Source organism: Lysinibacillus sp. fkY74-1 (assembly GCF_053165895.1).
In genome coordinates this window covers 1042337-1054357 of record NZ_CP170173.1, presented here as the reverse complement: position 1 = coordinate 1054357, position 12021 = coordinate 1042337, and the positions used below count along the sequence as shown (strand labels likewise).

Sequence of the window (12021 nt, the reverse complement as noted above, 5' to 3'; positions counted from 1 at the left end):
TAGTTAGTCTTCAGCAATCCAACTACGCAGTAACTTCGCAAAATCGTCTGGCTTATCTTTTGCCATTTTTTCTAGCTGCTTACGACGCATTGTAGCTTCCGTTTCAATTTCTTCATTAATATCGTCAATCATTAAATCTTCTTGTTCTTCTAGGATACTTAGCTCTTCTTCTTCCTGCGCACGTTTACGAGAGCGGATAATGAAGAATGCTAACAATAAAATAACAGCTAACAGGATACCGCCAATAACCCAAACCCACCAAGGAATTATTGGTTTCTCATCAGCAACTTGTGTGGCCTTACCATATAGAGGCTGAACAGATACCGCTACTTTCTCATCAATTTGCTCTTGAGTAAGCTCAGCTGCCACGTCTTTTGAAATGGTTGTACGTACAATCGTACTTAAAATTTTCTCAATATCTTCACGGACGCCATCTGGTAATGACGCTGCATCTGTTGCTGTTGGTGGTTCAACAATTACTTGAATCCCAATATCTTGCACCTTATAAGGAGCTTCTTGGATATCTTTACGTATACGGTTCACATCATTATTAATCGTCTCTTCTGTACGTTCATAATCACCGTTACCCGATGTACCTTCATTATAAGTAGTAAAGTTATCAGTAGTTGTTTCAGCTTCAGGTGTTCCAGTAGCTGCTCCCGCCCCTGTTCCAGAATATTGCTCAGTAATTCTTTGAGCACTAATGGCGATACCTTCCATGTTTTCTTCATCAACAGGTGTCACAAGATTTTCTTCACGATTTTCTTTCTTGAAGTCAATATCCGTAGTGACAGAAACCATTACTTTATCTTGTCCCATCAACGTACCAAGCATATTTTGTACTTGACGTTGTAAATCACGTTCAACCAACTTTTTCATTTGCAATTGACCTTCAGCAGTTGTTGTTGATGCTCCATCTGTTGTGGCTGCATTTAAGTCAAAGTACTCAGAGAATTGGTTTGAGATTACGATGTTTTCAGTTTTTAAATTGGGAATACTTTTTGACACCAAATTATACATAGTTGTAATTTGCTGCTCTGTAAATTTATATCCTGGATCTGTATTTAATACGATAGATGCAGTTGCATCCTCTTTCACATCTGTTACGAAGACTCCTTCTTCAGGAACAGTAATCATAACCTTTGCATCTTTAACACCTTCAAGGTTTCTAAAAAGTTTAGCGATTTCAGTTTCAGTAGCAGCTTTTTTTAATAGATTAAATTCATTATCTGTCATACCAAACCCTGAACTGTTTGCAAATGAGTAATCAATCGTACCCGTTTGTGGATATCCTTCTGATGCTAATTGCACTAATAAAGAGTCAACTTGCTCCTCAGGCACTAAAATAGATGTTCCGCCTGGCGCAATTTGATATGTTACACCTTGTGAATCCAGTGCTTCTTTTACTTGTCCAATTTCTCTTGTTGATAAATCTTTGTAAAGTGGAACATATGTAGTTTTTGAAGCGAAAAACGTTACAATTGCCGCAAGGGCAATGACGCCTACCAAGGAGCCAATCATAACCATTTTTTGCTTTTTACTTCGACTTTTCCAAAATTGACTGGTGTCGTTTTTTATTTTCGTCAATCGTTCATTCATTATGAATCCTCCGGTTATAGTGAATAACCTAGCCATCAATAAATTGCGAAATTTATGAGCCCACCATTTAGGTAGTCATTAATCTATATTGAGAGGGGTCTCCCCCTCAATAACAGATTAAACGCTCATTCGCATTATTTCTTGGTAAGCTTCAATCACCTTATTGCGAACTTCAATTGTTGCGTTTAATGTAATGCTCGCCTTTTGTGAAGCAATCATTACCTCATGCAATTCCACATTTTCACCTTTAATTAGCTTTTGAGTAAAATTATCGGATGTGATTTGCTGGTCATTAACTTTGGCTATTGCCTCTTTTAACGAGTTCGCGAAGCTTTGTTGAGCTTCATAAGGTGTCGTATTAAGTTTATTTGTTTCATTTACAACCTGAGTAGGTGTCATTAGCGAAACGGACGAAATAGTCATTATGTATCTTCCTTTCTTCTTATTTATTTACCAATCTCTAATGCCTTTGTAAGCATAGATTTATTTGCGTTAAATACTGTTACGTTTGCCTCGTAGGAACGAGTAGCTGACATTAAATCTACCATTTCTTTTAATGGGTCGACATTCGGCAAATTGACATAACCATCTGCATTTGCATCTGGATGAGTTGGATCATAAACAAGTTTGAAAGGTGTTTCTCGGTCTTCTGAAATACGAGTTACTTTCACACCATTACCAACACCGCTTTTGGCGTCTTTCCCAAGTGCCACATTCATAAACTTTGAAAATTGTCCTTCTTGTGCTGTAAACGTTACTGACTTTCGTCGATATGGCTCCCACTCTCCATTAACTTGACGAGCTCGAGTTGTATCCATGTTAGCCATATTAGAAGAGATAACATCCATACGTAATCGTTGGGCAGTTAAAGCTGAGGCAGTGGTATTCATCCCATGGAAAATAGACATCTATTACTTACCTCCTTTAATAACTGTGTTTAATGTGTTTAATTTCCCGTTTACACGATCAATTAAAGCATTGTAGTAAATTTGATTCTCTGCTAATTTCGCTTGTTCAGCATCCATATCTACTGCGTTGCCATTATTTCGGTATCGTAGGTTTTCTATATTATTGACACCAGGTGTAGATTGTCGAATTGTGAAATCATAATGTCTATTGTCAGTTCGATAGGCAGAAATAGCGATACCCTTTTGTTCCGCCAACATTTCCTTAAAACTAACATTTTTCGCCTTATAATTAGGTGTATCGACATTCGCAATATTGTTTGCGATTGTTTTATGATTCAAAGTTGCATAGGAAAGTCCATTTTCCAAGCTACTAATAGTTCCTCCAAATAAATTCAAAACTGTTCACCTCATTTTATTAAATTCTATGTACTTGTTAATATATTCAATAATACAATTGTAATTAAGATGCTACCTAGTGTCTATTGTCTTTTGTCACTTTTTAATAGTATATACGCCCTATTTTTTTATCGCCACAACCGGGACAATACTTCCGCATCCCTTGTAGCTGTAGGCTTTACAAAAGGTTGGTTAACATCTAGTTATTTTACACTATTTCGACAGTGTTTACGATTTTAGTATTAAATTTGCCTTTTTATGAGCTTTATCGCCTTTTAAAATGAAATTAATTTAAGGTCCCATTTTACTAGTTCGACAAATACCTGAATATTCTAATATAAATAACCAACAGTTTATTTACCATTATTCTAAAGTATCACATATTTCATTTTTGTATGCTAATTGTAGTGACAATTTTATGAACGACTTTAGGATAAAAGAAACAAAAAATATCAATATTCTCCAAACTTGTATTTATACAAAAAATAACAAGCTAATGTACGGATAAATTTTCAGTGTAGTGCACAAGAAAAGGCGCCTAGTTTTACCTAGACGCCTTCATTATCTTCTTCAAGAAGTATTATTTCATTTTAATTTCAGCTAATGCATTTAAGAACTTGTCATTTAACACTTTAATATAAGTTCCTTTCATACCTAGAGAGCGAGACTCAATAACACCTGCTGATTCAAGTTTACGTAATGCATTGACGATCACTGAGCGTGTAATGCCAACTCGGTCTGCAATTTTAGAAGCTACAAGTAAACCTTCGTTACCATCAAGCTCTTCAAAAATATGCTCAATAGCTTCTAATTCACTGTACGAAAGTGAATTAATGGCCATTTGTACGACCGCTTTGCTACGAGCTTCCTCTTCAATTTCTTCAGATTTTTCACGTAAAATCTCCATACCAACTACTGTTGCACCATATTCTGCTAGGATTAAATCATCATCTTCAAATTGAGAAGATAAACGAGCAAGGATTAATGTTCCTAAACGTTCCCCACCACCAACAATTGGTACAATTGTTGTTAATGCGTTTTGGAAAAGATCTTTGTTTTCCACAGGGAAAGCAGTATGTTCGTTATGGATATCTAAATTAGAGGATGTTTCTGAAATTGTAAACAAGCTATGTGTGTATTCTTCTGGGAATTGTCTCTCTTCGAACATTTTTTTCATACGCTCATTTTCAATTTGTTGGTGAATTGAAATCCCTAATAATTTACCTTTACGACTTAAAATATAGACATTACTATCAATAATATCTCCTAGTGTGTCAGCCATTTCTTTAAAGTTTACAGGCTTACCAGCAGAAGCTTGAAGCATCGAGTTAATTTTACGTGTTTTTTCTAATAAATTCATTATATGTTCCTCCTATAAATAATCCGAAGAGTATTCACTTAATATTCTAAAGGTTTTTACTACTGAATGATACTGAACAGCTTTATCTTACAATATAAACTGTGACAAATCTTTGTTTTTTACGATACCTGCGAGTTTTTGATCAACATAGGCTGCATTGATCGGTATACTCGCTGGTGCAATTTCAGCTGCTTCAAAGGACAGCTCTTCTAGTAATCGTTCTAAAATCGTGTGCAAACGACGGGCTCCGATATTATCTGTTTCCTGATTAACCTCTGTTGCTATTTCCGCAATACGTTCAATGGCATCAGATGTGAAATTGATTTCCACACCTTCTGTTTCTAGCAATGCCTTATACTGCAGAATGAGCGATTGGTCAGGCTCTTGTAAAATACGGACAAAATCTTGTTTTGTTAATTTTTCAAGCTCTACACGAATTGGGAAACGTCCTTGCAATTCCGGAATCAAATCTGAAGGCTTTGACATATGGAACGCACCAGCAGCTATAAATAGCATGTAATCAGTTTTCACAGCTCCGTACTTCGTTGTTACAGTTGAACCTTCTACTATTGGTAAAATATCTCGTTGTACACCCTCACGAGATACATTTGCAGAAGAATTCCCTTCTTTACTAGCTATTTTATCGATTTCATCAATAAAAATAATACCAGTTTGCTCCGCTCTAACAATTGACTCCTGTGCCACTTCATCTGCGTCTATCAACTTATTTGCTTCTTCTATTGTTAAAATACGACGCGCATCCTTTACCTGCACACGGCGTTTTTTCTGTTTTTTAGGCATTAAGCTAGATAGCATATCTTGCATACCATTGTTAGCAGACATATCCATTCCCGTGCCTTGTAATGCATCAAAAATGGATGGAGTTTGTTCTGTTACCTCTACCGTAACCCATTCATTTTCCAATTTGCCATTTCGTAAATCAATAGCAATTTGTGCACGTTTAGAGCGTACTTCCGTCTCATCAGACGACGTATCGTCCGTAGAAGTTTGTTCTTTCCCTCCAAATAACATTTCGAATGGATTTTGCATGCTCTGTTTCTTTCGCAATGATGGGACTAAAAGTTTCACAATAGCTTCATTTGCTAATTGCTCGGCTTGTTCCTTAACTGATTCCATCATTTCTTCTTTTACAAGACGGTGAGAAGCTTCTACTAAGTCACGTACCATTGATTCAACATCGCGACCTACATAACCTACTTCAGTAAATTTTGTCGCTTCCACTTTTACAAAAGGAGCATTTGTAAGCTTCGCAATTCTTCTGGCAATTTCCGTTTTTCCGACACCAGTTGGCCCAATCATCAAAATATTTTTTGGAATAACCTCTGCCTTCATATCCTCATTTAACAGCGAACGACGATAACGGTTGCGCAACGCAATAGCTACAGCTCGCTTAGCTTCATTTTGCCCAACAATATAACGATCTAAATGCTCAGTAATTTGTCTTGGCGTTAAATTTTTTTGCGTCATTAGCTCAGCGCCTCCACGATAATATTATGATTCGTAAATACACAGATCTCAGCAGCAGTTTCTAATGCTGCTTCAGCAATTTCACGAGCAGTCATCGTTTCACCTGCATATTTTTTCAATGCTCTACCCGCTGATAAAGCATAATTTCCACCTGAACCAATGGCCAAAATTCCATCATCGGGTTCAATGACCTCACCAGTACCAGAAACAAGTAGTAGTGTTGTTTTATCCATGACCAATAGCATCGCTTCTAGTTGACGTAGCATTTTATCTCCGCGCCATTGTTTGGCAACCTCTACTGCAGCACGTTGTAAATTACCGTTATATTCATTCAATTTGCCTTCGAACATCTCAAATAGTGTAAATGCATCTGCAACAGAGCCCGCAAATCCTGCCAGAACCTGCCCATTAAACAGACGTCTGACCTTCTTCGCTGTACCCTTCATCACAACTGCATTTCCTAATGTAACTTGACCATCACCAGCCATGGCACAGCCTCCGTTATGATGAACTGCAAATATCGTAGTCGCATGAATTTGTCCCATCTGCTTTCCTCCTTAACTCTATTATGCCCTTGGATGAGCATTCATATATGTTTGACGTAGGTGCTCTTTTGTTACATGTGTGTAAACCTGTGTAGAAGATAAATGCGAGTGGCCCAATAACTCCTGCACCGTTCGCAAATCCGCGCCATTGTTTAATAAATGTGTGGCAAAAGTATGGCGAAGCATGTGTGGGTAAATTTTCGTATGGAGCGAGGCCTTGTCAATCATTTCGTTTAAAACATGACGTACCCCTCGAGGAGTAAGTTCCCCACCTCGCATATTGACAAACAATTGCTGATGATTAGTCTTTTTCATCAATCTAGGACGAGCCTGCTCTATGTAGTCCAGCATTGCTAAACTTGCAAATTGACCAAATGGGATAATTCGTTCTTTTCGACCTTTTCCCATAACTCGTATGATGGAATAATGAAAATCTACATCCTTAACTTGAATGGAAGTCAGCTCACTTACACGAATCCCTGTCGCATATAACAGCTCTAATATAGCCATATTTCTCAACGATTTCAAATCATCCCCGGTATTCGCATCAAATAACTGCATCAATTCTTCTTCATAGAAGAAATTTGGTAAACGAGATTCTTTTTTAGGATGATAAAGAGAACGAAATGCCCCATCATCAAATCCATACTGTCTATTTAGAAAGCGGAAGAAGGAGCGTATTGAGGATATTTTTCTAGAAATAGAAGCCCTTGCTCTTTTTTCGTCGTACAACTTTGTTACATAAAGACGTGCATGTATATATTCAACACTCGCTAAATCATTAATTCCTTCCCTTTGTAAGAAGGCCAAAAAATCCAGCAGGTCTGATTCATATTCTCGCACTGTATGAACAGAGAAGTTCTTTTCAACTTGGATGTAAAGCATGAACTGTTCGAGTGCATCTTGGGACGAAACTAACATAGAAAGATTCACCACCAATAATTTATTAATAATTTTCTCAAATGACTGACACTTGTAATATAACGGATAAATAATTCTTTGTCATCTCTTACAAGTTTGTATCGTATTCCATCATTAATAAACATACATATTGACACTATACCTATCTTTGTAAGATAGCAAGTGTAATTAGTTATATTTTGAGAAAATCTCCATACAAAATAATAAAACATGTCTAAGCAAGCATTTTGTCTACAAAAAGAAAAAGCCTCTAAGAGTATAACAACTTTTAGAGGCTTTTGGCAATTAAATTGTTTGTGAATTCACAAAATTATGAATTGTGCTTATTGCGCGTGTTGCATGCATTTCTGCACGCTCCGGCTTTGAACGTCTACCTGGTGGTAACTCAGGGAAAATTCCAAAGTTAACGTTCATTGGTTGGAAGTTTTTCGATTGCGCTTCTGTTATATAACGCGCCATGCTTCCTAACGCCGTTTCGAATGGGAAAATAATCGGTTCTTGTCCCAATGCTAAACGAGCTGCATTTATACCAGCTATTAATCCACTTCCAGCTGATTCCACATATCCTTCGACACCCGTCATTTGACCTGCAAAGAAAATATTCTTTTGTTCACGAAGTTGGTATGTTTTCTCTAACACTTTTGGTGAATTAATAAAAGTATTTCGGTGCATAACACCGTAACGTACAATTTCCACGTTTTCTAATCCTGGGATTAATTGTAATACTTCTTTTTGAGGACCCCATTTAAGATGTGTTTGGAAACCAACAATGTTATAAAGAGTACCAGCAGCATCATCTTGGCGTAGTTGTACTACGGCATAAGGACGTTTCCCTGTTTTCGGATCTTCAAGACCGACTGGCTTCATTGGTCCAAATAACATGGTTTTCTCTCCACGAGACGCCATAACTTCGATTGGCATACAGCCCTCAAAGTAAATCTCTTTCTCAAATTCTTTTAATGGGACTACTTCTGCTTCAATTAATGCTTGACGGAAACGATCAAATTCTTCCTTCGTCATCGGGCAGTTTAAATATGCTGCTTCACCCTTATCATAACGAGATTTTAAATAAACCTTATCCATATCTATACTATCTTTTTCAATAATTGGTGCAGCTGCATCATAAAAGTATAAATAATCTAGACCCGTTAAACCTTGAATTTTTTCAGCCAAAGCTTTCGAAGTTAAAGGACCTGTAGCAATAACTGTTATACCTTCAGGAATTTCTGTCACTTCTTCATGAATAACTTCCACAAGTGGATGATTTTTCACTGCCTCTGTCACATAACCTGCAAACTCATGACGGTCTACGGCTAATGCTCCTCCAGCAGGCACAGAACATTGGTCTGCTGCTTTTAAAATGACAGAATCTAAAATACGCATTTCTTCCTTAATAACACCTACAGCATTTGTTAATCCATTTGCGCGTAGTGAGTTAGAACAAACAAGCTCTGCAAATTTATCTGTATGGTGTGCAGGCGTTTGCTTTACTGGACGCATTTCATAGAGTCTTACTTTCACACCTCGTTTTGCTATTTGCCAAGCTGCTTCACTACCTGCTAGCCCCGCTCCTATTACATTTACTACTTGTTCAGTCATGATTTTACCATCTTCCTATCATTGTGTTGGTGCTTCTTCATAGTCACATTTTGTACATTGAATTTGGACACCTTTTTTAATCTTTTTCTCTACTAATAATGCACTACATTTCGGGCATGGTCTACTAATTGGTTTGTCCCAAGATACAAATTCACACTCCGGATATTGATTACAGCCGTAGAATAAACGCTTCGTTTTACTTTTACGCTCTACAATTTCGCCCGTTTCACATGACGGACATTTTACACCAATAGGTTTCATAATAGCTTTTGTATTTCTGCAGTCTGGGAAATTCGAGCAAGCCATAAACTTACCATATCTACCCAGCTTATAGACCATTGGTGATCCGCAAAGCTCACAATCTTCTCCAGCTGGCTCATCTTTTATTACTACTTTTTCCATAGCTTCATCTGCATGTTTAACATGGACTTCAAAGTCTTTATAAAACTCTTCCACAATATTCTTCCATTGACGACTACCTTCTTCAATATCATCTAAATCTTGTTCCATTTGTGCAGTGAATTCGATATTTATGATATCAGGGAAAAATTCTAGTACGAGTTGGTGTACGATTTCACCTAGCTCTGTTGGCATAAAGCGTTTTGCATCTAACACAACATAGCCACGGCGCTGAATTGTATCGAGGGTCGGTGCATATGTGGACGGGCGACCTATACCTAATTCTTCCATCGTTTTAACAAGTCGCGCCTCTGAATAGCGTGGTGGTGGCTGTGTAAAATGCTGCTTAGGTTCAATTTCAAGCGATTTTACTTGATCACCAATTTCCATCTCAGGTAAAAGCTTTGTCGTTTCCTCCGTTTGATCGTCTGTACCTTCGATGTATAGCTTCATAAAACCTGCAAATTTAACTTGTGAGCCGTTCGCACGGAATAAAACATCACCATTTTGAAGATCTACCGCCACAGTATCAAGTATAGCCGGAGCCATTTGGCTTGCAATAAAGCGCTCCCAAATCAAGCGATATAAACGCAACTGGTCACGACTAAGAACTGCCTTTAATTCCTCTGGTGTTCTCATCGTACTTGTTGGACGAATTGCCTCATGGGCGTCCTGCGCATTTGAAGCTTTCTTCGTCTGCTTTATTTCTGTTGCAATATATTCTTTTCCATACTTTGATTCGATGAAAGCAATCGCTTCCGTTTTTGCCGTTTCAGAAATACGTGTGGAATCGGTACGCATATAAGTGATTAACCCGACTGTACCCTCTTTTTTACCAATATCAATACCTTCATATAATTGCTGTGCAAGCATCATCGTTTTCTTTGCTCGGAAATTTAATTTTCGCGCTGCTTCTTGTTGTAACGAAGAGGTTGTAAAGGCTGGTGCAGCATTTCGTTTACGCTCTTTTTTAGAAACATTCACAACATGAAAGTCTGTCCCTTTGACACCCTTTAAAACTGTCTTTACTTGTTCCTCATTCGTTAGCTTAATTTTGTCTTTGCCATTTCCATAGTAAAGTGCATCAAATGATTTTTTACCTTTTTCAAAAGTACCCTCAATTGTCCAATACTCTTCTGGTTGGAAGTTTTTAATTTCATTTTCGCGATCAATAATCATACGCAGCGCTACAGATTGTACACGACCCGCTGATAAACCCTTTTTCACCTTTTTCCAAAGAATTGGGCTGATATTATAGCCAACAAGTCTATCTAATATTCGTCTTGTTTGCTGTGCATCTACTAAATCCATGTTAATAGGACGCGGATTCTTAAATGATTCAAGAATCGCATCTTTCGTAATTTCGTTAAATACAACTCGACAATCCGAGTTAATATCGATATTTAATGCAGTCGCAAGGTGCCAAGCAATTGCTTCTCCCTCGCGGTCTGGATCGGCCGCTAGATAGACTTTCTTTACTTTTTTAGCCGCAGATTTTAATTCCTGTAAAACAGGTCCTTTACCACGAATCGTAATATATTTAGGTTCAAAGTTATTTTCTGCACTCACACCCATTTGGCTACGTGGAAGATCCCTTACGTGTCCAACAGATGCTTTCACCTTATATTTTTTGCCTAAATAACGTTCAATTGTTTTTGCTTTTGCTGGTGATTCTACAATCACTAAATAATCCGCCATCTATGTCTCCCCCTTAGCGAGGTCTTTTACTAAATTTTTAAGTTACCTGTTGCAAAATGTATAACAGATTTTAAGATAATGCAACTTTTTTTCAATTTTTGTTAGAAAACAGGTCTAGTGTTTCAACGATTTGATGACCATTCATTACTGGAATTGCTCCTTCTACAAGTAATTGATTGGTCCCTTTGGACTGTGCTGCATCAATAGGTCCCGGTACCACAAATATATCCTTCCCCTGCTCTAATGCAAGCTCTGCTGTAATAAGCGTACCGCTTTTTATCGCTGCCTCTGTCACAACTAACGCTTGAGCTAAACCACTAATGATTCGATTACGCATCGGGAAATGCCATTTCTCGGGCTTCATATATGGAGGATACTCAGTTATTAATAACTGTTGATCGGCCATATCCATCGCAAGTACTTGATTTTCTCTCGGATAGAGATAATTAAAACCATGTCCAAGCACAGCCATTGTGTGCCCTCCCATATCGATTGTTGCCCTATGTGCCATTGTATCAGCGCCTCTAGCAAGCCCACTTACGACCGTATACCCACATTGAACAAGAGGTGGGACAATTAGGTCTAACGCTCTTTTCGAATACGCTGTAGCCTTCCTAGAGCCTATAATTGCTATCTGTTTCTTGTTTGTTAACAGGGAATATCGACCTTTCACATACAATACAGTAGGAGGACTGGATATTTCAAATAATTGCGCCGGGAAATAAGGATGATAAAAAGGTATGGGGAAAATATTGGCCCGTGTATAGGCCTCTTCAAATGGGATTGTCATAATTTGTCGAAAGCTTCGGGAAATTTGTAATGCTTTATGTGCCGATATTTGTAAAATATTCGCGATTTCACCATAATGAGCTTCTTCAAAAGTGTTTAAAACGTTCACTGGGGACAATAATCGTTGAAGTTTTTGAAGAGGTAAAGGATATACATAATGCAAAGCTAGTAATCTCTGTGTATCTACTGCAAGAATCATTTTACAAACCTCCTTTATAATAGAAGAAAGTAAATGACCGCATGGTGTTTTGAACACAACTTTGTGTGTAATTTTCAATACAGGAAATAGGAAATTGATAATGAAGGAAGATAAACAGTG

11 protein-coding genes are annotated in these 12021 nt (G+C 37.6%); all 11 read right to left on the bottom strand.

The features are described from left to right. Positions 1-3: 3 nt before the first annotated feature. Positions 4-1599, bottom strand: a complete 1596-nt coding sequence (fliF, locus tag ACE1MS_RS04865) for a flagellar basal-body MS-ring/collar protein FliF (RefSeq protein WP_031418985.1) — start codon at positions 1597-1599, stop codon at positions 4-6. A gap of 117 nt (positions 1600-1716) precedes the next feature. After that, positions 1717-2022: a flagellar hook-basal body complex protein FliE gene (gene fliE / locus ACE1MS_RS04860; protein WP_025113930.1), complete on the bottom strand. Its 306-nt coding sequence runs from the start codon at positions 2020-2022 to the stop codon at positions 1717-1719. Positions 2023-2045: 23 nt separating this feature from the next. Further along, on the bottom strand, positions 2046-2507 hold the full coding sequence (gene flgC / locus ACE1MS_RS04855; RefSeq protein ID WP_012293259.1) for a flagellar basal body rod protein FlgC: 462 nt from the start codon (positions 2505-2507) through the stop codon (positions 2046-2048). A 3-nt stretch (positions 2508-2510) separates the two neighbouring features. Further along, complete coding sequence (gene flgB / locus ACE1MS_RS04850; RefSeq protein ID WP_012293258.1) at positions 2511-2903, bottom strand: flagellar basal body rod protein FlgB; 393 nt, start codon at positions 2901-2903, stop codon at positions 2511-2513. 580 nt (positions 2904-3483) lie between these two features. Next, positions 3484-4263, bottom strand: a complete 780-nt coding sequence (gene codY / locus ACE1MS_RS04845) for a GTP-sensing pleiotropic transcriptional regulator CodY (protein ID WP_012293257.1) — start codon at positions 4261-4263, stop codon at positions 3484-3486. Positions 4264-4350: 87 nt separating this feature from the next. Beyond that, positions 4351-5751: an ATP-dependent protease ATPase subunit HslU gene (gene hslU, locus ACE1MS_RS04840; RefSeq protein ID WP_012293256.1), complete on the bottom strand. Its 1401-nt coding sequence runs from the start codon at positions 5749-5751 to the stop codon at positions 4351-4353. After that, a complete protein-coding gene (gene hslV / locus ACE1MS_RS04835; protein ID WP_008181271.1) occupies positions 5751-6296 on the bottom strand; it encodes an ATP-dependent protease subunit HslV in 546 nt (181 codons plus the stop codon). The genes hslU and hslV overlap by 1 nt, the downstream gene beginning before the upstream one ends. A gap of 21 nt (positions 6297-6317) precedes the next feature. Then, entirely contained in the window at positions 6318-7217 is a 900-nt protein-coding gene (gene xerC / locus ACE1MS_RS04830) for a tyrosine recombinase XerC (RefSeq protein ID WP_012293255.1), read from the bottom strand. A gap of 285 nt (positions 7218-7502) precedes the next feature. After that, positions 7503-8816 (bottom strand): FADH(2)-oxidizing methylenetetrahydrofolate--tRNA-(uracil(54)-C(5))-methyltransferase TrmFO, encoded by a 1314-nt coding sequence (trmFO, locus tag ACE1MS_RS04825; RefSeq protein ID WP_012293254.1) that lies wholly within the window; start codon positions 8814-8816, stop codon positions 7503-7505. Between the two features lie 18 nt (positions 8817-8834). Then, positions 8835-10913, bottom strand: a complete 2079-nt coding sequence (topA, locus tag ACE1MS_RS04820; RefSeq protein ID WP_031418983.1) for a type I DNA topoisomerase — start codon at positions 10911-10913, stop codon at positions 8835-8837. Between the two features lie 91 nt (positions 10914-11004). Next, on the bottom strand, positions 11005-11901 hold the full coding sequence (gene dprA / locus ACE1MS_RS04815; RefSeq protein ID WP_012293253.1) for a DNA-processing protein DprA: 897 nt from the start codon (positions 11899-11901) through the stop codon (positions 11005-11007). Positions 11902-12021 lie beyond the last annotated feature (120 nt).

What these genes read in the sequence shown, in the direction of transcription:
- fliE (WP_025113930.1), bottom strand. Translation starts at nt 2,022, where the DNA reads ATGACTATTTCGTCCGTTTCGCTAATGACACCTACTCAGGTTGTAAAT.
- trmFO (WP_012293254.1), bottom strand. Translation starts at nt 8,816, where the DNA reads ATGACTGAACAAGTAGTAAATGTAATAGGAGCGGGGCTAGCAGGTAGT.
- hslU (WP_012293256.1), bottom strand. Translation starts at nt 5,751, where the DNA reads ATGACGCAAAAAAATTTAACGCCAAGACAAATTACTGAGCATTTAGAT.
- fliF (WP_031418985.1), bottom strand. Translation starts at nt 1,599, where the DNA reads ATGAATGAACGATTGACGAAAATAAAAAACGACACCAGTCAATTTTGG.
- xerC (WP_012293255.1), bottom strand. Translation starts at nt 7,217, where the DNA reads ATGTTAGTTTCGTCCCAAGATGCACTCGAACAGTTCATGCTTTACATC.
- codY (WP_012293257.1), bottom strand. Translation starts at nt 4,263, where the DNA reads ATGAATTTATTAGAAAAAACACGTAAAATTAACTCGATGCTTCAAGCT.
- hslV (WP_008181271.1), bottom strand. Translation starts at nt 6,296, where the DNA reads ATGGGACAAATTCATGCGACTACGATATTTGCAGTTCATCATAACGGA.
- dprA (WP_012293253.1), bottom strand. Translation starts at nt 11,901, where the DNA reads ATGATTCTTGCAGTAGATACACAGAGATTACTAGCTTTGCATTATGTA.
- flgC (WP_012293259.1), bottom strand. Translation starts at nt 2,507, where the DNA reads ATGTCTATTTTCCATGGGATGAATACCACTGCCTCAGCTTTAACTGCC.
- topA (WP_031418983.1), bottom strand. Translation starts at nt 10,913, where the DNA reads ATGGCGGATTATTTAGTGATTGTAGAATCACCAGCAAAAGCAAAAACA.